Source organism: Rhizobium sp. B21/90 (assembly GCF_019355815.1).
In the GTDB taxonomy this organism is placed as follows: domain Bacteria; phylum Pseudomonadota; class Alphaproteobacteria; order Rhizobiales; family Rhizobiaceae; genus Rhizobium; species Rhizobium rhododendri.
The window spans coordinates 2,976,247-3,001,602 of record NZ_CP072162.1; the positions used below are offsets into that span (position 1 = coordinate 2,976,247).

The window sequence follows — 25,356 nt, forward strand, 5'->3', positions numbered from 1 at the left end:
GACTCTTGCGCTCGTGGCACCGGTCCCCTCAAGGCGCAGACGCGCCTTGGCCGGATTCCTGTGACGAGCACAGGAATGAGGGAGGATCGGGCGGTGCTCGGGAAAAAGGAGTGGCCCTGCGGCGCGGGTCATCGATAGGTGGCCAAGGGAGCCGCGTGACATCTGCCTTGCGACCATGCGGCCTGACAGCCCCCTCCTGGAAACAGGACCATCTTGCGACAGAGAGCGCATCCCCCTCCCTCATTCCTGTGCTCGTCACAGGAATCCAGCACGCCCAAGTCCTTGGGCGGAAAAGACTCTTGCGCGTGCGGAGCGGGTCTCCTCAAGGCGCAGACGCGCCTTGGCTGGGTTCCTGTGACGAGCAAAGGAATGAGGGAGGATGGGGTGGTGCCTGTCGAAAATCGATGAGCCGGTGGCTGGGGTCTTTGGGCTCGTTGATGAAGGGGCGTGGCGGGGTACTCGTGCCGGTCATGGGCTTGGGAGATATCGTATGAGCCGCATTCCTGATTTTTCAATCCTGCCCTGGGTTCGCCCTAACCTTCCGACGGTTGCCGAAGCCGGTGATGCCTGGGAGACGCCTGAGGGGATTGACGTCAAACGTCGCTATGGCGAGGCGGAACTGACCAATGTCCCGTTTCTCGAGACCTATCCGGGTGCAGCACCCTTCATACGGGGCCCCTATCCGACGATGTATGTCCAGCAGCCGTGGACGATCCGCCAATATGCCGGTTTCTCGACGGCCGAGGCGTCGAACGCATTTTACCGGCGCAATCTGGCGGCCGGACAGAAGGGGCTTTCGGTGGCCTTCGACCTTGCCACCCATCGCGGCTATGACAGCGACCATCCGCGCGTCGCCGGCGATGTCGGCATGGCCGGCGTGGCGATCGATTCGATCCTCGACATGCAGCAGCTGTTCGACGGCATTCCGCTTGGCGAGATGAGCGTTTCGATGACGATGAACGGTGCGGTGCTGCCGATCATGGCGCTCTACATCGTTGCCGCCGAGGAACAGGGCGTGTCCGAGGACAAGTTGTCCGGCACCATCCAGAACGACATTCTCAAGGAGTTCATGGTCCGCAACACCTATATCTATCCGCCGCAGCCCTCGATGCGGATCGTCTCGGACATCTTCAGCTATACCAGCCGAAGGATGCCGAAATTCAACTCCATTTCGATTTCCGGCTACCACATGCAGGAAGCCGGTGCGACGGCTGACCTTGAACTTGCCTACACGATTGCCGACGGCATCGACTATGCGCGGGCCGGCGTTGCTGCCGGGCTCGATATCGACAAGTTTGCCCCCCGATTGTCGTTCTTCTGGGCCGTCGGGATGAACTTCTTCATGGAGGTGGCAAAGCTCAGGGCCGCGCGACTGCTCTGGGCGGCACTGATGCAGAAGAATTTTGCGCCGAAGGATCCGAAGTCGCTGGCGCTACGCACCCATTGCCAGACCTCCGGCTGGTCCCTGACGGCGCAGGACCCGATGAACAACATCGTCAGAACCATGGTCGAGGCGATGGCGGCGACGCAGGGGCATACCCAGTCGCTGCACACCAACGCCTTCGACGAGGCGCTGGCGCTGCCGACCGATCATTCCGCCCGCATTGCCCGTAACACGCAGATCCTTCTGCAGATGGAATCCGGCACCAGCCGCATCATCGACCCCTGGGGCGGCTCGGCCTATGTGGAACGGCTGACGCACGATCTCGCTGCCCGGGCGCTCAGTCACATCGAGGAGGTCGAGGCGCTCGGCGGCATGGCGAAAGCCATCGAAACCGGCATCCCCAAGCTGCGCATCGAGGAAGCCGCCGCCCGGACGCAGGCCCGTATCGACAGCGGCCGGCAGGCTGTGGTCGGGCTCAACGTCTCCCGGCTCGCCGAGGAGCGCGACGTCGACGTATTGACGATCGACAACTCCGAGGTGCGCGCCCGGCAATTGTCGAAGCTGCAGCAGCTGAAGGGCACGCGTAATACTGCCGCCACGGAGCAGGCGCTGGATGCGCTGACGTTGGCCGCCCGCAATGGCGAGGGCAACCTGCTCGATCTCGCGGTCAAGGCGGCGCGCGCAAGGGCTACCGTCGGCGAAATCTCGCTGGCGATGGAAAAGGCATTCGGCCGGCACGTGGCCGAGGTACAGACGATCTCCGGCGTCTACCGCAGCCAGGTCGGCGACAGCGATCCCGTGTTCAACGCCGCCGTTGCTGCCGTCGAGGGGTTCCGGAGAGCAAGGGGTGCGGCGCCGCGCATTCTGGTTGCCAAGATGGGCCAGGACGGCCACGACCGGGGCCAGAAGGTCATCGCTTCGGCCTTTGCCGATATCGGCTTCGACGTCGTCGTCGGCACGATGTTCCAGACGCCGGAGGAAGTGGCCGATCTCGCGGTGCGCGAAGGCGTCGATATCGTCGGCGCGTCTTCGCTGGCCGCCGGTCACCTGACGCTGGTGCCGGAGTTGAAAAGCGCCCTCACCCGCAGGGGTGGCGCCAGCATCCTGATCGCGGTCGGCGGCGTCATTCCGGCTCAGGATTTCGCCACCCTCCGGGCCGCCGGCGCCGACGCGATCTTCCCGCCCGGTACCGTCATCGCCGAGGCGGCGCAGGCACTGATCGAACGGATGATGCCAGCGTGACGACGGCCACGGGAAGGGCGCCATATTGTATCCTGTGTTGAGATTTAAGAGGTCGGTTGCATCGGCAATGATGGGATGGCAATGTCTATGCCTCTGATAAAGCAGAGATAGAGCAAACCATCACGCAAAAGGCACAACCTTGAAACCTTCACCGATAGCATCAATATTTTCGGCATTCATTTTTCTGAGTGCATGCTCAACCACGTCCCCGTCAAACCAGGCGTCGACCTCGGATGCCTGTGGTGCATCCCGATATCAAAAGTTCGTGGGCGGTCCATCCTCTGCGACAGTGGGGCTCAAAATACCCGGAGACTCCCGCCACTACGGCAGCCAGGAACGTGTCGCCACAGATACGCCCACTCGTCTCAATTTTGTCCACAGCGGCACAGCATCCGAGAGTGTCACCAACCCGAAATCGACCGTGATAAGGGTGTTCTGCGGATAAAGCCGCCCATTTTTGTGTGACAGGCTAGGCCGCAATACCTTTGAAGAACTGGATGCTGCGTTCGATTTCGGCCGGCAGGGCAGAAAAGTGGCCGCCCGGGATGACGTCGACGTCCATGTTGACATGCGCCTCGCGGGCCCGTTTCGACAGGATGCCGACGCGGGTGACGAAGTGCACCTCTTCCGAGCCGTGCATCACCTTCATCGGGCACTTGAAGCTGTGAGCATAGCAGACAGGCGAGCGCATCTGGAATTCGCGCGGGTCCTTGTCGTCGAAGCGGATATCCTGCGGGTACCTGTTGAAGAAGGCGAAAGAGTCCGGATTTCCCGAGATCGGCGCGGCGGCGCGAAAACGCCGCGTCGACATCGCCGTCAGCATGGCCAGCGTGCCGCCGATGCTGTGGCCGGCGAGGAACATGCGATGCGGATCGACGCCCGGCATGTGACGCAGCCGGTCCGAGGCGGCCAGCACGTCGTCCACCTCGTCGTAGAAGCCGGAGAAGTTACCTTTCTGGCCATTTTCGCCGCGCATGCTGGGGATCATCACCACATAGCCGGCGTCGATGTATGGCTTCATCAGCTGCCAGTGGCCCTGGCCGATCGCATTGCCGCCATGCAGGAAGAGGACTGCCGGGCGCGGCGTGCGGGTGCGCTCATAGCGCGATACCCAGGCGACGAGCTCGAGCTCTCCACCATAGCCGCTGCGGTAGAATATCTGGTTTGCACCTTCGGGAGCGACGAGCGCTTCGTATTTATCCGGCGCCGGTCCCTTGACGAGCAGGTTGGTGCGGAACTTGCGGCGCTCACGCTGATAATCGCCGCTCATCTGCGCCGGTGCTGTGTTGGGAACGTCCGATGCCTTTGCAGCCGGGGCCGGCTGCGCAGCAGTCGCCGGCGCCGGTGGTGTCGTCGAAGCAGCAGGCGGCGTGGTGGCACGGGAGGCAACGGAGGCTGCACGGGCGGAGATTGGAAGGAGCATGCTGGCGGCAAGGCCGGTCAGAACTGCACGACGGCGGTGGGAGAACTCAGGTACATCAGTCAAAGTAAAGCTCCGTCGGTGGTTCCCCGCCAGACAAAGTCTGCACGGGTTGAAGGTCGGCGCCAACTCACTTTGTGGTGAGGATTCGCATTGACGCTAATATTCGGCTGGAGGGGTCTTGGCGTCAATCATTGCCACCAGTGTTTCCAGCCGATCGGCCTCGAAAGGCGGTTTATCCTGCCGCAAACGGGCGATCCGTGGGAAGCGCATGGCCACGCCGGACTTGTGCCGGCTCGAGCGATTGATGCCCTCGAAGGCAACCTCGACCACGAAGCCGAATTCGCGCTCCGCCCTCACCGACCGGACCGGACCGAAGCGCTCGACCGTGTTGTTGCGCACGAACTTGTCGAGCACCTCCAGCTCGGCATCCGTGAAGCCGAAATAGGCCTTGCCGACCGGCACCAGCTGCTCTCCCTCCGGTGTCGTCGACCAGACGCCGAAGGTGAAATCGGAATAGTAGCTTGAGCGCTTGCCGTGACCGCGCTGGGCATACATCAGCACCGCGTCGATGTTGAACGGATTTCGCTTCCACTTGAACCATGGCCCCTTGGCGCGGCCGGCTGTGTAGGGGCTGTCGCGACGCTTGATCATCACCCCTTCGATGACAGGATCGGGCGGCGCCGCGCGGAGCCTGTCGAGCTCGTCCCAGTCGGTAAAATCGACCAGCGCCGAGAGATCGAAACGGTCGTGCGGCGCGTGCTCGATGATCTCGGCCAGCCGGTCGCGACGCTCGATAAAGCCCCGGGCGCGGACATCTTGGTCACCGTCGAACAGCAGGTCGTAGGTGCGGATGAACGCCGGGTAGTCGGCGAGCATCTGGGCGTTCACCGTCTTGCGGTTCAGTCGCTGCTGCAGGTCCGAGAAGGTGCGGGTCGGGTTGTTAGAGCGCGCCGTGCCGCCGATCAGCAGTTCGCCGTCGATGACGCCCTCGAAGGTGATGGCGTCCACCACGTCAGGGAAGGCACCGGAGATATCGTCGCCCGAGCGCGAGTAAACCTTCGACGTCGAGCCCGAGCGCGACAGCTGGACGCGGATGCCATCCCATTTCCATTCGGCGGCAAAGTCCTTCGGGTCGAGGCCATCGAGATTGCCGGGCTCGACCGGGTTTGCCAGCATGACGGAGTGGAAGATCGCCGGCGTTGCCAGCAGCGGCCGGTCGCCCTTGCCCTCGAGCCACTGGAACAGCGTCACGTAGGGTGGCTCCAACCCGTGCCACAGCGTCTCAATCTCGGTCACGTCCTTGCCCGACAATTCAGCCAGCGCCTGCTTGGCAAGCCGCGCCGACACACCGATGCGCATGGCACCGGTCGCAAGCTTCAGGAAGGCGAAGCGACCGGAGGAATCGAGCCTGTCGAGCATGTCGCGCACGAACCCACGTACCTCGGTGCGGCCGAGCGCATTCATCTCGTCGATGACCTGGCCGAGACCCGGCTCATCGGTTGGCGCCCGCTCGATATCGGCGTCATTGTCCCAGACCAGCGAGATGGTCTCGGCGAGATCGCCGACATAGTCATAGGAATAGCGGAACAGCACCGCATCCATCCGCTCCAGCACCAGCTCGCGCAGCATCGCCGGCTTGACGTTGCGCACATCGAGCGTGCCGGCAATGGCCGCCAAGCCATAGCCGCGGTCAGGATCCGGCGTGTCGCGGAAGTAATCGGTCAGCAGCTTCAGCTTGCCGTTCCGGCTCGGCGTCAGAACCAGGCGATCGAGGAGATCGGCGAAAGCTTTCATGAGTATGCACCCTCCCCTTGATGGGGAGGGTCGGCGCGTAGCGACGGGGTGGGGTGACTGCCACAAGCTCCGAATTTGCCGCAGATCACCCCCACCCGCGGCTTTGCCGCGACCTCCCCCATAGAGGGGGAGGTAAAGAAACGCAGCGCTTCCACCAATCCCGCCTCAATCGCTCCCCCGGCCTCAGTCCCCTCCTTCCCCTCATTCCTGTGCTCGTCACAGGAATCCAGTGCAGCGCGTCGGCGCTGCGGGAGACTGTCGCTGTAAGGCAAAGGTCCTCTCACCGTGCAGACGCACGGTGGATGGATTCCTGTGACGAGCACAGGAAAGAGGGAGATGGGAGCTTCTGCACGTGTTCCAAACAACGCTGCCTGGGAAGCTGCAGCCGATAGACGATGATGCATCAATCCCCCTCGTCCTCATATCCGACCAGATGCAGCGGCTTGGCTTTGATGCCCTGGAGCTCGCACCAGCGGACCAGGGCTTCCTCGCGGCCGTGCGTCACCCAGACTTCCCGGGGCTGCAGCTCGGAAATGGTTTCCAGCAGTTCCGGCCAGTCGCAATGGTCGGAGATGACAAGCGGCAGTTCGACGCCGCGCTGCTTGGCGCGTTGGCGGACCATCATCCAGCCGGAGGCGAAGGCGGAGACGGGGTCGTGGAAGCGTCGCGCCCAGCGGTCGGCGAACGCCGAGGGCGGGCCGACGACGATGGCGCCGTGGAATGTCGTCTGGTCGGCGCGGCTTTCGATGGTCGCCGGCCGGAGGTCGCCGAGCGCGATGCCCTGGCTCTCGTAGTAATCGCACAGCCGCGTCAGCGCGCCGTGGATATAGATCGGCTCGTCATAGCCGCAATCGCGCAACAAACGGATGACCCGTTGCGCCTTGCCGAGCGCGTAGGCACCGACCATGTGGGTACGGTCGGGAAACTGCTTCAGCGAAGCAAGCAGCCGGCGCGTTTCGGCCATCGGGTCCGGATGGTGGAAGACCGGCAGCGCAAAGGTCGCCTCGGTGATGAAGACGTCGCAGGGCACGGGCACATAGGCGGCGCAGGTGGGGTCCGGGCGACGCTTGTAGTCGCCGGATACGACGATCCGCAGGCCGTCTTTCTCGATGGCGATCTGCGCCGAGCCCAGCACATGGCCGGCGGCATGAAAGCTGACGGTGACGCCGTTGACGACGATCTCCTCGCCAAAGCCGGCCGCCTGCTCGCTGCCGGCAAAGCCCTCGCCGTAGCGGATACGCATGATGTCGAGCGTCTGGCGGGTGGCAAGCACATGGCCATGGCCGGGCCGCGCATGGTCCGAATGCCCATGGGTGATCAACGCCCTGTCGACCGGGCGCACCGGATCGACATAAAACCCGCCGACCGGGCAGAAAAGCCCTTCCGGGGCGGGGTAAAGCAATGCATCTGGCCTCATGCAAGACAAGATAGCGACCGTTTGCCGGACGGCCAGAGGCGGCTGTGCTTTCGCGCAAATTTAGATGGATCAACGGCGGAGCGCGATGGGCTGCCTTGTCGCCACGGGCGGCATCCGGTAGGGCGGTGTCTGCTTGTCGATGGGACGCAAAACGGTGATACCTTCTGTGCTTGCGAGGGCGCATCGACAGACTGCGGCGTTCAGCGAAACGGCCATGTGCGATTGCGATGCAGACAAGGAGGATGTCTTGGCGACCCATTCCATGCGCGTCGGGCTGGCGCAAATCATGCCGGATGCGGACGTTGGTAACGCGATTGCCTCGGCAGCCAAGGCAGCCGCCGATGTCGTGGTGTTTCCCGAGATGTTTTCCAACGGTTACGGCCGCTACGACGGCACGGATGCGGGCTCCAGGGCGTCTTGGGTCGATGGAGCGGTGGCCCCTGATGGGGAATACGTGAAGCGGTTTCGCGACGCAGCGCGCAAACATGGTATTGCCGTCGTGGCAACCTTTCTCGAACGGGCCGAACCCAGGCCCTTCAACGCTGCAGTCCTGATCGACAGTGACGGCAAAATCGTGCTGCAGCAGAGAAAGCGACACATCTGCCATTTCGACATCCCGGAAGATGCCTGCGCACCGGGCGACCGCTCCAGTGTCGTTCGCCTTTCGACCCGGAACGGCGATGTTACAGTTGGCATCATGATCTGCATGGACCGCGAATTTCCCGACGTGGCGTCCGACCTCGTCCGCTTGGGCGCCGAGGTCATTTTCGTGCCAAACAGCAGCCCTCTTGTCGATGACCCCGAGGTGGGCGATGTCCGCGTGGCAGGCATCCGCGCCATGGCGTTCCAATCGGTTGTTGGTGTCGCCGTGGCCAACTATCCGGCACCGAAGAACGACGGCCGGTCTCTTGCCGTCGATCCCCTAGGACGGATTGTTTGCATGGCAGGAGAGCAAAGCGAGATCGCCTTTGCGGACTTCGATCTGGAAATGATCAGGGCGACGCAGGAAAAAGAGTGGTTCCGGCGTGTGTGATAGACCGGGATTGCGTCTCGTCCGATTTTATCGGCATCATGAAGGGAGCATAAGGCGAACTCCCTTGCATTCGAGGAGCCGAGCATGATTTCCCGACGTGAGTTGATGCTTGGCGCTTGTGCGGCGGCGGCGAGTGCGGCAGCGGTTTCGCGGGCGCTGGCGGGGCCGGCGGGGAATGTGGCTGCCTCGGATATGCGCGGTGCCATCGATGGCGTGGCGTTTCGCAAGCGGGTGTCGGCGGATGGGCTGCAATCGATGATCGATGCGGCAGCTCGGAACAAGGGGCCGGTGATGCTGCCGGCAGGCAACTACACGGCCTCGAACCTCACCCTCCCCGATAATACGCGGCTGATCGGCGTCCCCGGGGCGACGCGCATCGTCTATGGCGGCGGCGGCTTTCTGATGAAGGCGGCCGATGCCGGGCGGATCGAGATCTCCGGCGTCGTCATCGACGGGGGGAACCTCGGGCTCGCCGAGGATGCCGGCGGGCTGCTGCGGTTCGATGGCGTCGGCGATTTGCTGCTGAGCAGTTGCGAGATTACCGGCAGCGCCGGGAATGGGCTGCATCTGGAGCGCTGCGGCGGCAGGATCGAGCGCAACCGTATTTCGGGCGCGGCCAATGCCGGCGTCTATGCGGTCCAGTCGAACGCGCTGACTATGACCGGCAACCGCGTCGAGGATTGCGGCAATGGCGGCATTCTGGTGCATCGCTGGCAGAAGGGCGAGGATGGCAGCGTCATCTCCGGCAACCGCATCGCCCGGATCGGTGCGCGCGACGGCGGCACCGGGGAGAACGGCAACGGCATCAACGTCTATTACGCCGGCAATGTCATGGTGACCGACAACCACATCGCCGACTGCGCCTTTACGGCGGTGCGAGCCAACTCCGCCTCGGACGTGCAGATCAGCGACAACCAGTGCCTGCGCTCCGGCGAGACGGCGATTTTCTGCGAATTCGAATTCGAGGGCGCTGTCGTGTCGGGCAACCTGATCGACGGCGCCGCCAATGGCATCGCCATCGCCAATTTCGACAAGGGCGGCCGGCTCGCCAGTGTCACCGGCAATCTGGTGCGCAACCTGTCGCTGTCGGCGCCCTATGCACAGGACGGCGGTTTCGGCATCGGCATCTCGGCTGAGGCGGACACGCTGATCTCGGGCAACGTCATCGAAAACGCACCGCTCTGGGGCATCAAGCTCGGCTGGGGGCCTTATATGCGCAACCTCGTCGCCTCCGGCAACATCGTCCGTAATGCGCCTGTCGGTTGCGCGGTCTCGGTCGCCGACGGGGCGAGATCGGCGGTGATTTCGAACAACCTGTTCGAGGCCGCGAGCCAGGGGGCAATCGTCGCCTTCCTCTGGGACAAGCCTGCATCGGCCGACCTTGTAACCGGCAGCACGGCCTATCCGCACCTGACGATCCTCGGCAACCGCTTGGCGTAGCGCGACCGATCAAAAGCTTTCATCGCTGCATCAACGCCAGCTGCTTCCGTTCGCCTGCGCTGCCAGATAGGTTTGTCGGCATAAGCAAATAGAGAGAACCTTCATGCTGACGATTTATGGCGTCTATCGCTCGCGCGCATCGCGCAACTACTGGATGGCAAACGAACTGGGGATTCCGTTCAAATCCATACCCGTCATGCAGGCCCACCGTCTGGACGAGCCGCTGGCGCCGGGCGCACCGATCAACACCATGTCGCCGGAGTTCCTCGCCATCAACCCGATGGGGCTGATCCCGAGCATTACCGACGGCGACTTCGTCATGCACGAATCACTCGCCATCAACCTCTACCTTGCGCGCAAGCATGGTGGGCCGCTCGCTGGCCAGACGGCGGAAGAGGACGGCCTGCTGTCGATGTGGACGATCTTCGCCGCGACGGAACTGGAGCCGCACAGCATCCGCCTTGTCCAGACCTACGACCGTGGGGAACAGGGCACCGATGCCGGCAAGGCCACGATCGCGGTGGCCTGCCGCCTCCTGAAGCGGCCACTGGACGTGCTGGAGAAACATCTCTCGGCGAACGGCCATTTCGTCGGCGATCGCTTCACGGTCGCTGACCTCAACGTTGCCGAAGTGCTTCGCTATGCCCAGAGCGAGGCAGCATTGTTCGACGCGCGTCCGGCCCTCGATGCTTGGATCAAGCGCTGCCAGGCCCGCCCCGCCTACCTTGCCATGCAGGCGACGCGCGGGCAGGAAAAAGGCTGAGGCTCAGCCCTTTTCGATGGCGAGCGCCTGCTGGACGGCCGCCCGGTCGCGCATGCGCTCGCCATGCGCCTTGACCTTGGGAAACAGGTCCATATCGACACCGTCACCGGGCAGCCAGCTGGCGACGGTAAAGAGATAGCCGTCGGCCACGGAATAGTTGCCGCCGAGCACCCAGGGGCCGGCCAGCAGCTGGTCCTCGATCAACACAAAGCTCTCGGTCATGGTCTGCGACACCTTGGCCTTCATCGTCTCGATGGCGGCTGCATCGTCCGACCACCGGCTACCCCGGCGCCCGTGGGCGTGGTTCACGTGAACGGTCGAGGACAGGTAGTTGTTGAACGCCTGCATGACGGCAAAGGCGAAGGAGTCGTCGAGCGGCGCCAGCCGTACGTTGCGCGAGACCTGGGAGATATAGGCGAGGATCGCCGGCGTCTCGGTTATGACGCCACGCTCGGTCACCAGCGTGGGCACCCTGCCCTTCGGATTGAGTTTCAGATACTCCGGCGTCTTCTGATCGCCCTTGGAAAGATCGATGCGGCGCGGCTCGTAGGCGATGCCGGATTCCTCCATGGCGATGAGGCTCGCAAGTGCACAACTTCCCGGCGAATAATACAAAACTGTCATGATGATTCCTCTCCCTTGGGGGAGTAGAATAAGCGCGTTTCTCACCGAAGTGAAAGGCCATGCGTCGGAAAATCGGAGGATAAGAGGGCGATAGATCGCCCCCTGCCGACTTCAGGCGCAGCCCGGAACATCCTCGAGGCGGTTCCACACGGGAATGCCCCGTTCCCTGGCGATGCGCACATCGTTGTCGGCGCCCTTGGATGCTCCCTCCAGGCGGAGCACGCCGTCGCAAAGGGCCAGAAGCCGGCCGGCAACAGGATGGAAAATGGCCTCGTAGAGGTCGTCGCCAACGGTTTTTCCACCGGCGGCGTTCCAGACGGGCAAGGCGACCCACTCGCCGATCATCGGTACGTGGCCGGCCTCGAACAAGCGGTGCGACGGCGCTTCCAGCCGCTTCAGGTTTTCCGCCATTTTAACCGGGTCGTCGTTCGTGCCGGAGCGATAAGGGCCGGCAATCAATATCAACATGGTTTGTCTCCTGTCGCCTGATGCGACAATTTGCACGAATATCGATAATATTGCTGGTATGTCGAGTCATATTTCATATTATGCGCAATATCGTGTAACTTCGTGCAGGAAACAAGCATGCTGACGAACCAACGCAAATCGACGATCCAGGCGGCCTTGCGCAGCGAGGGACAGGTGATTGCCAAGCAGATGGCAGAAATGCTCGGCGTGTCGGAAGACACCATCCGGCGCGATCTGCGCGAGATGGCAGCCGAGGGGCTGCTGCTCAGGGTGCACGGCGGGGCGATGCCGCTGTCGCCGAACTTGCCGGACCTGTCTGCGCGCCGCAGCCTGTCGTCCGGGGAAAAGCAGCGGCTCGGCGCCTGTGCCGCCGGCATGATCCGCCCTGGCCAGACGGTGTTCCTCGATGGCGGCACGACGAACGCGGAAATTGCCCGGCAGCTGCCACGGGGCTTTGCCTTCACCGTGATAACGCACAGCCCGACGATTGCCGGCGTACTGGAGCATCATCCGACGGCCGAGGTCATTCTGATCGGCGGCCGGATCTACAAACATTCGATGGTTTCAACCGGAGCGAGTGCGATGGCAACGATTTCACTGGTGCGGCCGGATATCTTTTTTCTCGGGGTTACCGCCGTCCACCCCGCCCATGGATTTTCGACGGGCGACTTCGAGGAGGCGGCCATCAAGCGGCATATCTCGGCATGTTCCGCCGAAACATTCGTGTTGGCGACGCCGGACAAGCTCGACGCATCGTCGCCGTGCCATATCCTGCCGCTGGCATCCGTGGCCGGCATGATCCTGCCCGGACCGCTGCCGGAGGCCGACCTCCAGCCCTATCGCGATGCCGGGCTGGCGATCCAACTGGCGTGAGCGACTGGCTCGGCAAATTCGGTGGGCTTAGATCGTCGCCCGGACGTCGCCGACGTGAATGCCGTTCCAGTTGTGCATCGACTTTGTCGCCATGGCCATCAGGCCGGCGTGGATCTCGCCATCGGTCTCGAAAAAGCGGGCGAGCGTTGCGGCGATCATTGCCTCGGCTGCGCGGCCGGTGCCATCGTCGCACTTGACGGCGATGGCGACGCCCTGTTCCGGGATGGCAGCGCAGAACACGCCCTCGGCGCCGGTCTTGCAGAAGATCTTGCCGGGTGCGATCTGCATCAGTTCCGTGCAGGCGCGGCCGCTGCCGGCGACATAGAAGGGCTCAGCCATGCAGGCCTCGATCAGCCGGCGCGAGGCCTTGGCACGCAACGCGCCGAGACCCTGGCCGGTCGCCATCTTCGCAAAGCCGTGCGCGAGAGCGCGCAGCGGCACGGCATAGGTCGGGATCGAGCAGCCGTCCGTGCCACAGACGTCGGCGCCGAGTGTGGCACCGGTCAGGTCTTGCATCGTGTCGCGGATTTGCTGCTGCAGCGGATGCTCGTAGCCGACGTAGCCCTTGCTATCGATGCCCTGGTGGCAGCAGGCGCAGACGAAACCGGAGTGCTTGCCGGAGCAATTGTTGTGGAGCGCCGTCGGCTTCTCCAGCGTGCGGGCCTGGTGGATCAGGGTCTTCTGGTTGGAAGACCAGTGGGCGCCGCATTCCAGCGCCTCGACATCGCGGCCAGCGCGCGCCAGCATCGAGGCTGCCAGCGCCACATGCTCGTCTTCGCCATTGTGGGAGGAACAGGCCAGCGCCAGTTCCTTGTGGCCGAAACCATAGGCATCGGCAGCGCCGCTTTCGACCAGCGGCAGGGCCTGCATCGCCTTGCAGGCGGAGCGCGGAAACACGCCGGCATCGATATCGCCGCGTGAAAACACCACGCCGCCATCACCGTCGACGACAACGATCGTGCCGCGATGACGGCTCTCGACAAGCAAACCACGGGTAACTTCGACGGTGACGGGATTGGTCATGATGGCATCCGATGCTGGTGGGGTCGAGCGGTGATAGCGTTTGGGGCGACGCTTGCCAACCGTCATCGCGCCAACGTTCGCGCTGCCCCCGGCTCACAAGAGGCCGATGCGTCCGCTCATTCCATGCGGAGCATGATCTTGCCGATGTGGCTGCTGGTTTCCATCATCTTGTGGGCTTCGACGACATCCTCGAAGGCAAATGTGTGGTGGATCAGCGGGGCGATGGTGCCGGCATCCAGCAGCGGCCAGACCTGCGACAGGAGATCGTCGCGGATAGCGCGCTTTTCTTCCGCCGTGCGCGGCCGCATCGTCGAGCCCGTGACCGTCAGGCGCTTGACCATGATCGGCGCCAGGTTGACCTTCTCGGCGATTGAGCCGCTGAGGAAGGCGATGATCGACAGACACCCGTCCTTGGCAAGGGCAGCAAGGTTCTTTTCCAGATAGGCCGCACCGACCATGTCGAGAACGATGTCGACGCCGCTTTCTGTCTCCGCCTTGATGACCTGGACGAAATCCTCGTCGCGGTAGTTGATCGCCCGCTTGGCGCCGATCCTGACGCAGGCGTCGCATTTATCCTTGGAGCCGGCCGTGGTGAAGACCTCGGCGCCGAAAGCGCAGGCAAGCTGGATTGCCGTGGTGCCGATGCCGCTGGAGCCACCGTGTATGAGGACGCTCTCGCCCTCGGTCAGCCCCGCCATCTGGAAGAGATTAGCCCAGACGGTGAAGTAGTTTTCCGGCAGCGCCGCAGCGCGAACTGCGTCGTAGCCGTTCGGGAAGCGCAGCGCCTGGGAGGCGGGAACGGCACAGTATTCGGCATAGGCGCCGCCATTGGCGAGCCCGCAGATCTTGTTGCCGATGGCAAATTCGGTGACGCCGGGTGCGACATCGACGACCTCGCCGGACACTTCAAGACCGAGGATCGGGCTTGCATCCTTCGGGGCCGGATAGTTTCCCTGACGCTGGGCGACATCGGGGCGGTTGACGCCTATTGCCTCGACCCGCACGAGAACCTCGCCGGGCTTCAGCACCGGCAGCGGCTTGCGGACAATGGTCATCACCTCGGGGGCGCCGAAGGACGGCAGGTCGACGCAGCGCATATCAGTTGGCAAAGGCATCTGGCTCTCCATGACATCAGGGAGAGACGCACATAGGTCAGCGGGAGCGGAAATAAAAGGCGCGACGTCGTGGGGCGTCAATTGGTCTCGCAGAGTTGTTCGAAAACCAGACCGCTGGCGCTTTCCTTGGCCTTGGTCTTCAGGCCGGCGATGCGCTTGCTCACATTGCCGATGTCGTCGATAACCGTGCCTTCCGGCAATTCGACGACGCCGATCGAGCAGCGCATCAGCGAGAATATCGTTTCCGCGCCGCTGCGGTCATGGCCGGTGATATAGCCACGCTCCCGGTCGTCGGACGGATAAAGTGCGGCGACATCGTTGCTGAAGTCGGCGCGCAGCCGGTCGAGCGTCTCGGTCAGTTCCTCGCGGCTGCCCCCGATGACGCCAATGAAAAAGTCATCGCCGCCGACATGGCCAAGGAAATGAGTGCCCAGCAGGAAATGGCGGCGCATCAGGGCTGCAAACAGCGAGATGGCATGATCGCCGATGTGGAAACCGTATGCATCGTTGAACGGCTTGAAGGCATCGAAGTCGCAATAGCAGAAATAGCGGATGGCATCGACCGTGCCGCCGGCCGTCATGCGCATGAAATCGCGGATCGCATGGTTGCCCGGCAGGCCGGTCAGCGGGTTCTGGTCCTGCGCCGTCTTCAACTGCTTTTCGGTCATCGCCTTGACCAGCGATGCGGCGGAGACGACGCCGGCATAGCGCAGGTCCTCGATGACGACGAGGCAGGTAGCATCGTCGACATCGGCGAAGATCCCCATCAGGTCATCGACGGTCGAATTGATGCTGACGACGGGCGCTGGCTCCATGAAATGCGAAATGGTCCGCTCATAGGCCTTGTTCTTCAGCAGATCCCGGCCGAAAGGCTGATAGATATAGGCCTTCAGGCTGTATTCGTGGATGATGCCGCGCGGCTCGTTGTTGGCATTCAGCACCGGGAAATAAGCCTGTCGCGGATTGCGACGGAAGAGTTCGAACACCGTATCGATCGGCTCGTTTTCGAACACGGTCGGCAGAACCTCGATCTGCTTGCGGATGAGGATGTCGTCGAGCGACTGCAGGGGCGTGGCGGTCGATTTGTGATCGGGAAAATGCGACAGGCGCGGATGCCACTGGCTGACATCGGCCATCGGCCGGGCGATAAGCCAGCCCTGGGCCATATCGACGCCGAGATCCCGGCAAACCGCCAGTTCGCCTTCGGTCTCGATGCCTTCGGCGATGACGCGGGCGCCCAGCATGTGAGCCATGGAGACGGCGCTTTTCAGGAAATGCCGTTTGCGCATCGCGGTATCGGCGCCGGTGACGAAATGCCGGTCGACCTTGATATAGTCCACCACCTGGTCGCACAGCAGCCGCATTTCCGAATGACCGACGCCGAAATCGTCGATAGCCAGCTTGAAACCGGACTTGCGCATGTAGGCGATCAGGCCGGCGATCTCCGGAAACGCACTGTTGTCGAAGCGCTCGGAAAACTCGAAGCAGACGGAAGACGGCGGAATGCACCGCGTCTTCAAAAGCTGCAGCAAACCCTCGACCAGCAGCAGGCCTTGCGGAATGAGCCGGGCGTCAAGATTGAGGAAAAGCGTCGCCTCGGCCCGGTTCGGGAGACTGGAGAAGGCGCCAAGCGCCAGCCGCTCCATCATCTGTTCGAGCCCGAACAACTGGCCGGTGCGCTCGGCCTCGTCGAGAGCGGCGATGGGGTCAGCAAAACCGATCCGGTCATGGCCGCGCATCAGCGCTTCATAACCGAAGACCGCAGCGGTGCGGATATCGACGATCGGCTGGAAGGCGGTTTCTATGAGCGTCCATCTGGCGGCATCGAAGGGATGGCGCCGCACTGCCACCTCCTTGACCATACTCCCAGACATGCTCGTCTCCACTGCCCCACGCGATGTCGCTGTGGTTGAAGATGGTTGTCAGGCGTCAATAAAAGCTTTCCGGTTCGTGAAGTTTTGATGACAAAAAGCCCTATCCCGGCGTTCAGGCCGGCATGCACCAACCTACAGGAATAGTTTAGCTTTTTGGCCTTCACGCAGCAGCTTCAATTGTGGGCCGCAACCGATGCGTCGAAGTCGGCCAGCATATCGGCGACGCGCCTGTCGTCCCTGCCGGCTCCATCGGGCAAACCCGTCGCCAGATGGTGTGCATCGCAGAGATCGCCGCGCTTGCGTGCCGCGTCCCACATGCGCAGCGCCTCGCGCACGACTTCGCTGCCGGATGCGTAATTGCCGTTGTCGACGGCGGCGCGGATGCCGGCGACTTGCATTGGAGAGATGGAAACAGTGACCATAGGCATGACATTGCCTCTCTTTGCCGTGTCTGGCCGAAGAACTGCCAGATCCGCGCAGGCATCATGCCTGCGTTCAAGGTTCACTCGGGTTCACTCAAGGGTGGCTTGCGGCGGGAGATACGGGCCTCACGCTGTGCTGCCACGCTTTCACGTTATGCCTGCGCGCCAAGCTTGTCAAAAGGCGGAACCAACGGGCGATTTCTTCTATCAGCGCCTGAGGCCAAGCCCGAAGGCGATCAGCGTCCAGCCCTGGAACATCAGGTCGACGGCGAGGAACAGGCCGAGGATCCACAGGCTGTTGACGGGCCAGCCGAGCGCGACCACGAAGCCTGCCACCATCGTCACGATGCCGCTGAGGAGAATGAACCCCCAGCCCTTCGCCGGCTTCATCCTGCGGCCGACCCAGATGCGCAGGACGCCGGCAATGACCAGTGCTATTGCAAGCATCAGGGTAAAGACCGCCGAGGCCAGCAGCGGGTTCATGAAGGCGAAGATGCCGGCCAGCGTGTAGAGCAGACCGCTGAGGATCCATGGAAGGCTATGCTCCCAACCCCGCACCTGAAAGGCATGAATGAGATAGACGATACCGCCGAGCAGCATCAGCATCCCGACGTAGTAGACCGAGACGACGGTGGCGACGAAGAGGTTGCCGAAGGCGATGCCGCTCAGCAGCAACAAGAGGACGCCCAGCGCCACGAACCAGCCCCACTTGGCATGGGCGGAGGCGTGCGGCAGTTCGTTCAAACCCATGACCATGACGACACCCGTTCCTGTTACTTTTACGTATCGTGAAATCCACGTCCGGAAACCCATCCTAGCGCAAAAAGCCTTCCGGGCACACTGATCGAAATCAATTCGCGGGCTTCCGATTTTTATTGATTGATGGCTCAATCAAAAATACGATGATCGTCATCAGGAGACGACGATGCCGAAAGTCGGAATGGAGCCAGTGCGTCGCGAGGCGCTCGTCAACGCCGCCCTCAGGGTGATCGGCGATCACGGATCGCTAAGCGTCACCATGTCCGAGATCGCCCGGGAAGCCGGTGTCTCGGCGGCACTGGCCCATCATTATTTCGGCAGCAAGGAGCGCCTGCTGCAGGCAACCATCCGCTCGCTTCTAAGCCAGTTGCGCAACGACACCGTGACGGCGCTCAAGGCGGCAGCAGGACCGCGCGAAAAGCTGTCGGCCATGATCCGCGTCAGTTTCCAGGCAAACCAGTTCGCCCCGGATACAATTGCCGCCTGGCTGGCCTTCTATGCCGAGGCGCAGCGCTCCGAGGAAACGCGGCGCTTCCTGGTGATCTATGCGCGCCGCTTGCGCTCCAACCTGCTCGCCAACCTCCGGCCGCTTTGCACTGCTGATGACGCGGAACGCATGGCCGAAGGCGCGGCTGCGATGATCGACGGGCTTTATATCCGGCAAAGTCTGCGCTCGGTGCCGACGGGTATCGAAGCCTCTATTGCGCTGACCGAAGACTACATCAACACTCATCTGACCGCCCTTGGCAAAGGATCGACGCCGTGACCGAGACCAAGCCGAATATCCTGATCATCATGGTCGACCAGCTCAACGGAAAGTTCTTTCCGGATGGTCCGGCGGAGTTCCTGCATGCGCCGCACCTCAAGGCACTGGCAGCCCGCTCGGCACGCTTTGCCAACAACTACACTTCGTCGCCGCTCTGCGCCCCTGCCCGCGCCTCGTTCATGGCCGGCCAGTTACCGAGCCGCACCCGTGTCTACGACAATGCCGCCGAATATGTCTCGTCGATCCCGACTTACGCCCATCACCTTCGCCGCGCCGGCTACTACACGGCGCTGTCCGGCAAGATGCATTTCGTCGGGCCCGACCAGTTGCACGGCTTTGAGGAGCGGCTGACGACGGATATCTATCCGGCCGATTTCGGCTGGACGCCGGATTACCGCAAGCCGGGCGAGCGCATCGACTGGTGGTATCACAATCTCGGCTCGGTGACCGGTGCCGGCGTCGCCGAGATCACCAACCAGATGGAATATGACGACGAGGTGGCGTTTCTGGCAAACCAGAAACTCTATCATCTCAGCCGTGAGAACGACGACCAGAGCCGCAGGCCGTGGTGCCTGACGGTGTCCTTCACCCATCCGCACGACCCCTACGTCGCGCGCCGGAAATACTGGGATCTCTACGAGGGCTCAGACCAGCTGATGCCCGAAGTCGGGATGCTGACGGACGAGCAGCAGGACCCGCATTCGAAACGCATCATCCACTCCTGCGACTATAAGAATTTCGAGGTCACGGAGGAGCACATCCGCCGCTCCCGCCAGGCCTATTTCGCCAATATCTCCTATCTCGACGACAAGGTCGGCGAGCTCATTGACACTTTGACGCGCACGCGGATGCTCGACAACACGCTCATCCTGTTCTGTTCGGACCACGGGGACATGCTCGGCGAGCGCGGGCTTTGGTTCAAGATGAACTTCTTCGAGGGCTCCTCACGGGTGCCGCTGATGATGGCCGGCCCCGGCGTCACCCCGGGGCTGCATCTGGCGCCGACTTCCAACCTCGACGTGACTCCCACCATGGCCGACCTTGCCGGCATATCCATGGAGGAGATCATGCCCTGGACAGACGGCATGAGCCTGAGGCCTGTCATCAATGGCGGCGAGCGCACCGAGCCGGTACTGATGGAATATGCGGCGGAAGGCTCCTACGCGCCGCTCGTCTGCATTCGCGAGGGCAAGTGGAAATACATCCACTGCATGCTCGACCCTGATCTTCTCTACGACCTCGACACCGACCCGCTGGAACTCACCAATCTCGCCGACGATCCGGACTTTGCCGAAGTCGTCGCCCTGTTCCGGCGCAAGCGCGAGGAACGTTGGGACATGGGCGCCTTCGACGCCGCGGTGCGCGAAAGTCAGGCGCGACGCTGGGTCGTCTACGAGGCGCTGCGCAACGGCTCCTACTATCCCTGGGACTACCAGCCGCTGCAGAAGGCCTCGGAGCGCTACATGCGCAACCACATGAACCTCGATACCCTCGAAGAATCCAAACGCTATCCGCGCGGAGAATAAGATGAAAGCCCAACCGAAAGCCTCGCACTTCATCGATGGCGAATATGTGGAGGATCCGGCGGGAGCGGTGTTCGAAAGCCTCTATCCGGCCACCGGCGAAGTCATCGCCCGGCTGCATGCGGCAACGCCGGCCATCATCGAGAAGGCGATCGCCTCGGCCAAGCGTGCCCAGCCGGAATGGGCGGCAATGAGCCCGACGGCGCGCGGTCGCATCCTAAAGCGCGCCGCCGACATCATGCGGGAACGCAATCGCGAACTGTCGGAACTGGAGACGCTGGATACGGGCAAGCCGATCCAGGAGACGATCGTCGCCGACCCGACCTCGGGCGCCGACAGTTTCGAGTTTTTCGGCGGCGTCATCGCAGCCGGCCTGAACGGCAGCTACATCCCGCTCGGCGGCGACTTCGCCTACACCAAGCGCGTCCCGCTCGGCGTCTGCGTCGGCATCGGCGCGTGGAACTACCCGCAGCAGATCGCCTGCTGGAAGGGTGCGCCGGCGCTGGCCTGCGGCAATGCGATGGTCTTCAAGCCATCGGAAAATACGCCGCTGGGGGCGCTGAAGATCGCCGAAATCCTGCATGAAGCCGGGCTTCCGAAGGGCCTCTACAACGTCATACAGGGCGACCGCGATACCGGGCCGCTGCTGGTCAACCATCCCGATGTCGCCAAGGTGTCGCTGACCGGCTCGGTGCCGACGGGCCGCAAGGTGGCAGCGGCGGCCGCCGGCAGCCTGAAGCATGTGACGATGGAACTCGGCGGGAAATCGCCGCTGATCGTCTTCGACGATGCCGATATCGACAGCGCCATCGGCGGCGCCATGCTCGGAAACTTCTATTCGACCGGCCAGGTCTGCTCGAACGGCACCCGCGTCTTCGTCCATACCGCGATCAAGGCCGAGTTCCTGAAGCGCCTGAAGGCGCGCACCGAGGCGATGGTGATCGGCGATCCCATGGACGAGGCGACGCAGGTCGGGCCGATGGTGTCGCTCGCCCAGCGCGACAAAGTGCTCGCCTATATCGCGGCAGGCAAGGCCGAGGGCGCCACGCTGGTTGCCGGCGGCGGCATCCCCAGCAACGTCGCCAGTGAAGGCTATTACATCCAGCCGACGGTGTTTGCCGATGTCACCGACACCATGACCATCGCCCGCGAAGAGATCTTCGGGCCTGTCATGTGCGTGCTCGATTTCGATGACGAAGAGGCGGTCATCGCGCGGGCCAACGGCACCGAGTTCGGCCTCTCCGGCGGCGTCTTCACCGCCGATATCACCCGCGCCCATCGCATCGTCGACCGGCTTGAAGCCGGAACGTTGTGGATCAACACCTACAATCTTTGCCCGGTCGAAATCCCCTTCGGCGGCTCCAAGCAATCCGGCTTCGGCCGCGAGAATTCACTGGCAGCGCTGGAGCATTATTCCGAGCTGAAAACGGTGTATGTGGCCATGGGCAAGGTCGAGGCGCCGTATTGACCATGGATGGATCAGTCCGCCACGTTGACGACGAGATCGTCGAGATCGACCTTGAGGGCGTTAGCGATACGCTTCAGGACATCGACACTGCCGGTTTTTTTGCCTGCCTCGATCTCAGAGAGATAGGGCTGCGAAATTCCGGCGGCCGTGGCAAGTTCGGTAACAGTCATGCGGCGATAGTTTCGGAAGATACGAACGGCATTTCCGCCATTGGCACGCGCCTCAACGATCTCCAAGGGCCAGGTTTCTTCTCCTGCAGAAATCCCGGCCAGGACAGCATTCGCCCTCAGTCCATCGACGAGATCCTCATAATCCTCTTCACTCAACAGCACATAGGGTTTGCCGTCGATTTCGAACCTCTTGATATCGCCCATTGTGGATCACTCCTTGTAGATACTGCCCCGCGGACCGGCATCGATGACCACGACAATCCTACCCTTGTCGTCGATGATGACGCGATCCTGTCCGACCCTGATACGGTAGAGATTTCCGCCTTTCATCTTCTTGATGTCGACAATCTCTCCGCGCGCATAGGCTTTGACTTTTTCAATAATCGCCAGCCGCCGTTTTGGCTGCATGCGCATAAGTGCTTTGTCGGCAAGTCGGGATACGACAACGTCCTTCATTCCGACACCATCGCCCTGAGCTATACCGCCTTCAACAATGATAGCGCATCGCGATACATTTGTCGCCCTTTTCCATAGACGTCTGGAGCCCCTATGCAGCAAGCAGATTTCGTCATCATCGGGTCCGGTTCGGCAGGGTCGGCCATGGCTTATCGGCTGTCGGAAGACAGCAGGCATTCGGTGATCGTGCTGGAATATGGAGGCACGGACTTCGGGCCGTTCATCCAGATGCCGGCGGCGCTCGCCTGGCCGATGAGCATGGATCGCTACAACTGGGGATATCACTCCGAGCCGGAGCCTCACCTGAACAACCGGCGGATCACCGCGCCGCGCGGAAAGGTGCTCGGCGGCTCCTCGTCGATCAACGGCATGGTGTATGTGCGCGGCCATTCCGAAGACTTCAACCGCTGGGAGGAGCTTGGCGCGCGGGGCTGGGCCTATGCCGACGTGCTGCCCTACTTCAAGCGCATGGAAAACAGCCATGGCGGCGAAGAGGGCTGGCGGGGCACCGACGGGCCGCTGCATGTACAGCGCGGCGGCTTCACCAATCCCCTGTTCCACGCCTTCGTGGAGGCCGGCAAGCAGGCAGGTTTCGAGACCACCGACGACTATAACGGCTCGAAGCAGGAAGGTTTCGGGCTGATGGAGCAGACCATCTACAAGGGCCGCCGCTGGTCGGCCGCCAATGCCTATCTGCGCCCTGCCCTGAAGCGGCCGAACGTCACACTGATCCGCTGCCTTGCCCGGAAGATCGTCATCGAGAATGGCCGTGCCACCGGCGTCGAGATCGAGCGCGGCGGCAAGATCGAGGTTGTCAAGGCCAACCGGGAAGTGATCGTGGCTGCATCTTCGTTCAATTCGCCAAAGCTGCTGATGCTGTCGGGCATCGGGCCGGCAGCGCATCTGAAGGAGATGGGCATCGAGGTAAAGGTCGACAGGCCGGGCGTCGGCGCCAACCTGCAGGATCACATGGAGTTCTATTTCCAGCAGGTTTCGACCAAACCGGTATCGCTCTATTCCTGGCTGCCATGGTTCTGGCAGGGCGTGGCGGGGGCGCAGTGGCTTTTTACCCGCTCGGGACTTGGCACCTCCAACCAGTTCGAGGCCTGCGCCTTCCTGCGCTCGGCGCCCGGCATCAAGCAGCCCGACATCCAGTATCATTTCCTGCCCGTGGCCATCAGCTATGACGGCAAGGCGGCCGCCAAGAGCCACGGGTTCCAGGTCCACGTCGGCTACAACCTGTCGAAGTCCCGCGGTGCCGTGACGCTGCGCTCCTCCGACCCGAAGGCCGATCCGGTGATCCGCTTCAACTATATGAGCCATCCGGAAGACTGGGAGAAATTCCGCCACTGCGTCCGGCTGACGCGCGAGATTTTCGGCCAGAAGGCCTTCGACCACTACCGGGGACCTGAAATCCAGCCGGGCGCCGAGGTGACCACAGACGAGCAGATCGACGCCTTCCTGCGCGAACACCTGGAAAGCGCCTATCACCCCTGCGGCACCTGCAAGATGGGATCGAAAGACGACCCGATGGCCGTCGTCGACCCCGAAACGCGCGTCATCGGCGTCGACGGCCTGCGCGTCGCGGACTCGTCGATCTTCCCGTCGCTGACATACGGCAACCTCAACGGCCCATCGATCATGGCCGGCGAAAAAGCCGCCGACCACATCCTCGGCCGCCAGCCGCTCGCCCGCTCCAACCAGCAACCCTGGACCAACCCGCGCGCTGACATCAGCGACCGGTAATCCTGTCTCGACGGCCGCGCCTTTGGCCTATCGCCCGGGCGCGGCTGTGCTTTTGCGGACGACCAGTTCGACCGCCATGACATCCCCATCCGCCGGCATGGTGGCGTCGAGTATGGACGCCACCGCGCGTCGCGCGATTTCCGGCAGCGGCTGGACTACGGTCGTCAAAGCGGGCTGTGACAGAGCCGCTTCCGGCACGCCGTCGAAGCCGACCACGGACACTTCGCCGGGCACGGCGATGCCACGAGCCGCGAGCCACTGCAGCGCCAGCATGGCGCTGTGGTCGGACATGGCCAAAACGGCGGTTGGCGGCGCAGGCATCGAGAACAGCGCCGTCATTGCAGCCTCGACCGTCGGCTGGTCGTTCAGCGTGCCGAAGACCGGCATATCGTCGGGCCCGATACCGAACGTCTCCATCCCTTGCCAGTAGCCACGCATCCGCTCCCGCATGCTGCCGCCCAAAACCTCGTCGATCCGCGAACGCGGCAACAGCCCCTGCGGAACATCGTGGTTTCCGATGGCCAGTATGGCGACATTCCTGTGGCCGAGTTCGCCCAGATGCCGCGCAGCCGCAGCCGCGCCCGCCCTGTTATCGACGCCGATCCGCGGGACCGAGGCGTCGTCCTCGCCAAGCGCCAGCGCGATGAAGGGCAACTGCCGCCGGCGTGTCAGGTCGACCAACCTTTCTCCACCTTCGACACAGAGCAGGATAAACCCGTCGACCAGGGCACTGTTGACATTCCAGGCCAGCTTTTCCTGGTTTTTCGCTGACACCAGCGCAATCCCGGTTCCGCTCTCATCGCAGACGTCGCCAATCGCCGTCATGATCGCTCGCGCCCAAGGATCTTCGAAAAAATAGGACAGCGGCTCGACCGTTGCCACGCCGATCGCATTGACGCGCCCTGCTCGCAGCAAGCGGCCCTTTACGTCAGGCCCCCTGTAGCCCAACGCGGCAGCGACCTTCAGGACATGCTCGCGGACCTGTTCGCGCACCACCTCAGGACGGTTGAAGACATTGGAGGCGGTCCCCTGCGAGACCTCCGCCACCCGCGCCACATCGGCAAGTTTTGCGCTCTTTTCCTTCATGCCCTACCCCTGCCTGCACCGAAAGCGAAGCATACCGCGCCGTTTGTATCGATTCAACTTTGGCTTGACAGGCCGACAGAGATGCATGAAATTGAATCGATTCAAAGACAATCAAGTCCTGTGTCAAACCGGGGGAAGCCTTCGTCATGCCACCCATCCCGAGCCTGTATGCGGATCTCTACATCGAGCGCTTCGGCGACCCGAACGATCCCGAGCCTGAAACGCCAATCCCGCCCCCGAAACCGCCTGCAGGTTTAGCAATTCGCCTGCTCAGGAGAATTTTAAGACGCGGCGCGCGCAAAAAGGCCACAGCATGGTCCTTCACACTGCCAATCGACCGGCGCTTTCGGTGAGAGATCGTCTGGCAGCGCGTTAACCAATGAAGTGCGAGTTCTGCTGGTATCATCGAGATCGACGAAAAGACTGAAGCCCCTTCGGTGAGCGGTCGTTGGCCTCAAGGCTCAGAAACCAGCATTTTAGAAAGCGG

Annotated in this window: 22 protein-coding genes; 9 read left to right on the forward strand and 13 right to left on the reverse strand. The window is 62.7% G+C overall.

Annotation, left to right across the window (positions count from 1 at the left end; all coding sequences use genetic code 11):
* Positions 1-490 precede the first annotated feature (490 nt).
* The gene (gene scpA, locus J5278_RS14400; RefSeq protein ID WP_209187359.1) at positions 491-2,626 is read left to right on the forward strand and encodes a methylmalonyl-CoA mutase; all 2,136 of its coding nucleotides are present in this window, start codon (positions 491-493) and stop codon (positions 2,624-2,626) included.
* A gap of 469 nt (positions 2,627-3,095) precedes the next feature.
* Here the strand turns inward: scpA and J5278_RS14405 are convergent, their stop codons facing one another.
* From J5278_RS14405 to J5278_RS14415, 3 genes are all read right to left on the reverse strand, one after another.
* Complete coding sequence (locus tag J5278_RS14405) at positions 3,096-4,049, reverse strand: S9 family peptidase (protein WP_209184071.1); 954 nt, start codon at positions 4,047-4,049, stop codon at positions 3,096-3,098.
* Between the two features lie 156 nt (positions 4,050-4,205).
* Positions 4,206-5,843 (reverse strand): cisplatin damage response ATP-dependent DNA ligase, encoded by a 1,638-nt coding sequence (locus J5278_RS14410; RefSeq protein ID WP_209206627.1) that lies wholly within the window; start codon positions 5,841-5,843, stop codon positions 4,206-4,208.
* Positions 5,844-6,246: 403 nt separating this feature from the next.
* A complete protein-coding gene (locus tag J5278_RS14415) occupies positions 6,247-7,260 on the reverse strand; it encodes a ligase-associated DNA damage response exonuclease (RefSeq protein ID WP_209183166.1) in 1,014 nt (337 codons plus the stop codon).
* A gap of 247 nt (positions 7,261-7,507) precedes the next feature.
* Between J5278_RS14415 and J5278_RS14420 the strand changes: the two genes are divergently transcribed.
* The 3 genes from J5278_RS14420 to J5278_RS14430 all read left to right on the forward strand — a co-directional run bounded on the left by J5278_RS14420 (position 7,508) and on the right by J5278_RS14430 (position 10,496).
* On the forward strand, positions 7,508-8,293 hold the full coding sequence (locus J5278_RS14420; RefSeq protein WP_209183165.1) for a carbon-nitrogen hydrolase family protein: 786 nt from the start codon (positions 7,508-7,510) through the stop codon (positions 8,291-8,293).
* Positions 8,294-8,377: 84 nt separating this feature from the next.
* A complete protein-coding gene (locus J5278_RS14425) occupies positions 8,378-9,733 on the forward strand; it encodes a TIGR03808 family TAT-translocated repetitive protein (RefSeq protein ID WP_209183164.1) in 1,356 nt (451 codons plus the stop codon).
* Between the two features lie 103 nt (positions 9,734-9,836).
* Entirely contained in the window at positions 9,837-10,496 is a 660-nt protein-coding gene (locus J5278_RS14430; RefSeq protein WP_209183163.1) for a glutathione S-transferase family protein, read from the forward strand.
* 3 nt (positions 10,497-10,499) lie between these two features.
* On the opposite strand, the gene J5278_RS14435 is transcribed toward J5278_RS14430, so the two are convergent.
* Positions 10,500-11,120, reverse strand: coding sequence for a glutathione S-transferase family protein (locus J5278_RS14435; protein WP_209183162.1), 621 nt, complete (start codon positions 11,118-11,120; stop codon positions 10,500-10,502).
* Between the two features lie 111 nt (positions 11,121-11,231).
* Positions 11,232-11,588: a DUF4406 domain-containing protein gene (locus J5278_RS14440; RefSeq protein WP_142824295.1), complete on the reverse strand. Its 357-nt coding sequence runs from the start codon at positions 11,586-11,588 to the stop codon at positions 11,232-11,234.
* Between the two features lie 117 nt (positions 11,589-11,705).
* On the opposite strand from J5278_RS14440, the gene J5278_RS14445 reads away from it, so the two are divergent.
* On the forward strand, positions 11,706-12,461 hold the full coding sequence (locus J5278_RS14445) for a DeoR/GlpR family DNA-binding transcription regulator (protein WP_209183161.1): 756 nt from the start codon (positions 11,706-11,708) through the stop codon (positions 12,459-12,461).
* A 27-nt stretch (positions 12,462-12,488) separates the two neighbouring features.
* Here J5278_RS14445 and J5278_RS14450 read toward each other — a convergent pair whose 3' ends face one another.
* The 5 genes from J5278_RS14450 to J5278_RS14470 all read right to left on the reverse strand — a co-directional run bounded on the left by J5278_RS14450 (position 12,489) and on the right by J5278_RS14470 (position 17,651).
* The gene (locus tag J5278_RS14450) at positions 12,489-13,484 is read right to left on the reverse strand and encodes an asparaginase (RefSeq protein ID WP_209183160.1); all 996 of its coding nucleotides are present in this window, start codon (positions 13,482-13,484) and stop codon (positions 12,489-12,491) included.
* Between the two features lie 116 nt (positions 13,485-13,600).
* Entirely contained in the window at positions 13,601-14,599 is a 999-nt protein-coding gene (locus J5278_RS14455; protein WP_209183159.1) for an NAD(P)H-quinone oxidoreductase, read from the reverse strand.
* Between the two features lie 77 nt (positions 14,600-14,676).
* Positions 14,677-16,461, reverse strand: a complete 1,785-nt coding sequence (locus tag J5278_RS14460; protein WP_247749048.1) for a GGDEF domain-containing protein — start codon at positions 16,459-16,461, stop codon at positions 14,677-14,679.
* Positions 16,462-16,646: 185 nt separating this feature from the next.
* Positions 16,647-16,901: a type II toxin-antitoxin system ParD family antitoxin gene (locus J5278_RS14465; RefSeq protein ID WP_209183157.1), complete on the reverse strand. Its 255-nt coding sequence runs from the start codon at positions 16,899-16,901 to the stop codon at positions 16,647-16,649.
* 201 nt (positions 16,902-17,102) lie between these two features.
* Positions 17,103-17,651 carry an HdeD family acid-resistance protein gene (locus tag J5278_RS14470; protein ID WP_209183156.1) on the reverse strand — a complete coding sequence of 183 codons (549 nt, stop codon included), beginning with the start codon at positions 17,649-17,651 and terminating at the stop codon, positions 17,103-17,105.
* Positions 17,652-17,820: 169 nt separating this feature from the next.
* Between J5278_RS14470 and betI the strand changes: the two genes are divergently transcribed.
* The 3 genes from betI to betB are packed head-to-tail and all read left to right on the forward strand — an operon-like array spanning position 17,821 to position 21,411.
* Positions 17,821-18,420: a transcriptional regulator BetI gene (gene betI / locus J5278_RS14475; protein ID WP_209183155.1), complete on the forward strand. Its 600-nt coding sequence runs from the start codon at positions 17,821-17,823 to the stop codon at positions 18,418-18,420.
* Positions 18,417-19,946: a choline-sulfatase gene (gene betC, locus J5278_RS14480; protein WP_209183154.1), complete on the forward strand. Its 1,530-nt coding sequence runs from the start codon at positions 18,417-18,419 to the stop codon at positions 19,944-19,946. Before betI ends, betC begins: the two co-directional genes overlap by 4 nt.
* 1 nt (position 19,947) lies before the next feature.
* On the forward strand, positions 19,948-21,411 hold the full coding sequence (gene betB, locus J5278_RS14485) for a betaine-aldehyde dehydrogenase (RefSeq protein ID WP_209183153.1): 1,464 nt from the start codon (positions 19,948-19,950) through the stop codon (positions 21,409-21,411).
* An 11-nt stretch (positions 21,412-21,422) separates the two neighbouring features.
* Here the strand turns inward: betB and J5278_RS14490 are convergent, their stop codons facing one another.
* The gene (locus J5278_RS14490) at positions 21,423-21,785 is read right to left on the reverse strand and encodes a helix-turn-helix domain-containing protein (protein WP_209187356.1); all 363 of its coding nucleotides are present in this window, start codon (positions 21,783-21,785) and stop codon (positions 21,423-21,425) included.
* 6 nt (positions 21,786-21,791) lie between these two features.
* The gene (locus J5278_RS14495) at positions 21,792-22,037 is read right to left on the reverse strand and encodes a type II toxin-antitoxin system RelE/ParE family toxin (RefSeq protein WP_209183151.1); all 246 of its coding nucleotides are present in this window, start codon (positions 22,035-22,037) and stop codon (positions 21,792-21,794) included.
* 93 nt (positions 22,038-22,130) lie between these two features.
* Between J5278_RS14495 and betA the strand changes: the two genes are divergently transcribed.
* Positions 22,131-23,783: a choline dehydrogenase gene (gene betA / locus J5278_RS14500; protein ID WP_209183150.1), complete on the forward strand. Its 1,653-nt coding sequence runs from the start codon at positions 22,131-22,133 to the stop codon at positions 23,781-23,783.
* Positions 23,784-23,810: 27 nt separating this feature from the next.
* Here betA and J5278_RS14505 read toward each other — a convergent pair whose 3' ends face one another.
* Positions 23,811-24,869 carry a LacI family DNA-binding transcriptional regulator gene (locus J5278_RS14505; RefSeq protein ID WP_209183149.1) on the reverse strand — a complete coding sequence of 353 codons (1,059 nt, stop codon included), beginning with the start codon at positions 24,867-24,869 and terminating at the stop codon, positions 23,811-23,813.
* Between the last annotated feature and the right edge of the window lie 487 nt (positions 24,870-25,356).

Excerpts from the sequence above, each read along its gene's own strand:
- scpA (WP_209187359.1), top strand. The coding sequence starts at position 491 with ATGAGCCGCATTCCTGATTTTTCAATCCTGCCCTGGGTTCGCCCTAAC.
- betB (WP_209183153.1), top strand. The coding sequence starts at position 19,948 with ATGAAAGCCCAACCGAAAGCCTCGCACTTCATCGATGGCGAATATGTG.
- J5278_RS14505 (WP_209183149.1), bottom strand. The coding sequence starts at position 24,869 with ATGAAGGAAAAGAGCGCAAAACTTGCCGATGTGGCGCGGGTGGCGGAG.
- J5278_RS14430 (WP_209183163.1), top strand. The coding sequence starts at position 9,837 with ATGCTGACGATTTATGGCGTCTATCGCTCGCGCGCATCGCGCAACTAC.
- J5278_RS14415 (WP_209183166.1), bottom strand. The coding sequence starts at position 7,260 with ATGAGGCCAGATGCATTGCTTTACCCCGCCCCGGAAGGGCTTTTCTGC.
- J5278_RS14450 (WP_209183160.1), bottom strand. The coding sequence starts at position 13,484 with ATGACCAATCCCGTCACCGTCGAAGTTACCCGTGGTTTGCTTGTCGAG.
- J5278_RS14495 (WP_209183151.1), bottom strand. The coding sequence starts at position 22,037 with ATGAAGGACGTTGTCGTATCCCGACTTGCCGACAAAGCACTTATGCGC.
- J5278_RS14460 (WP_247749048.1), bottom strand. The coding sequence starts at position 16,461 with ATGGTCAAGGAGGTGGCAGTGCGGCGCCATCCCTTCGATGCCGCCAGA.
- J5278_RS14445 (WP_209183161.1), top strand. The coding sequence starts at position 11,706 with ATGCTGACGAACCAACGCAAATCGACGATCCAGGCGGCCTTGCGCAGC.
- J5278_RS14470 (WP_209183156.1), bottom strand. The coding sequence starts at position 17,651 with ATGGTCATGGGTTTGAACGAACTGCCGCACGCCTCCGCCCATGCCAAG.
- J5278_RS14490 (WP_209187356.1), bottom strand. The coding sequence starts at position 21,785 with ATGGGCGATATCAAGAGGTTCGAAATCGACGGCAAACCCTATGTGCTG.
- J5278_RS14425 (WP_209183164.1), top strand. The coding sequence starts at position 8,378 with ATGATTTCCCGACGTGAGTTGATGCTTGGCGCTTGTGCGGCGGCGGCG.
- J5278_RS14435 (WP_209183162.1), bottom strand. The coding sequence starts at position 11,120 with ATGACAGTTTTGTATTATTCGCCGGGAAGTTGTGCACTTGCGAGCCTC.
- betA (WP_209183150.1), top strand. The coding sequence starts at position 22,131 with ATGCAGCAAGCAGATTTCGTCATCATCGGGTCCGGTTCGGCAGGGTCG.
- J5278_RS14405 (WP_209184071.1), bottom strand. The coding sequence starts at position 4,049 with ATGCTCCTTCCAATCTCCGCCCGTGCAGCCTCCGTTGCCTCCCGTGCC.
- betI (WP_209183155.1), top strand. The coding sequence starts at position 17,821 with ATGCCGAAAGTCGGAATGGAGCCAGTGCGTCGCGAGGCGCTCGTCAAC.
- J5278_RS14465 (WP_209183157.1), bottom strand. The coding sequence starts at position 16,901 with ATGCCTATGGTCACTGTTTCCATCTCTCCAATGCAAGTCGCCGGCATC.
- J5278_RS14440 (WP_142824295.1), bottom strand. The coding sequence starts at position 11,588 with ATGTTGATATTGATTGCCGGCCCTTATCGCTCCGGCACGAACGACGAC.
- J5278_RS14410 (WP_209206627.1), bottom strand. The coding sequence starts at position 5,843 with ATGAAAGCTTTCGCCGATCTCCTCGATCGCCTGGTTCTGACGCCGAGC.
- J5278_RS14455 (WP_209183159.1), bottom strand. The coding sequence starts at position 14,599 with ATGCCTTTGCCAACTGATATGCGCTGCGTCGACCTGCCGTCCTTCGGC.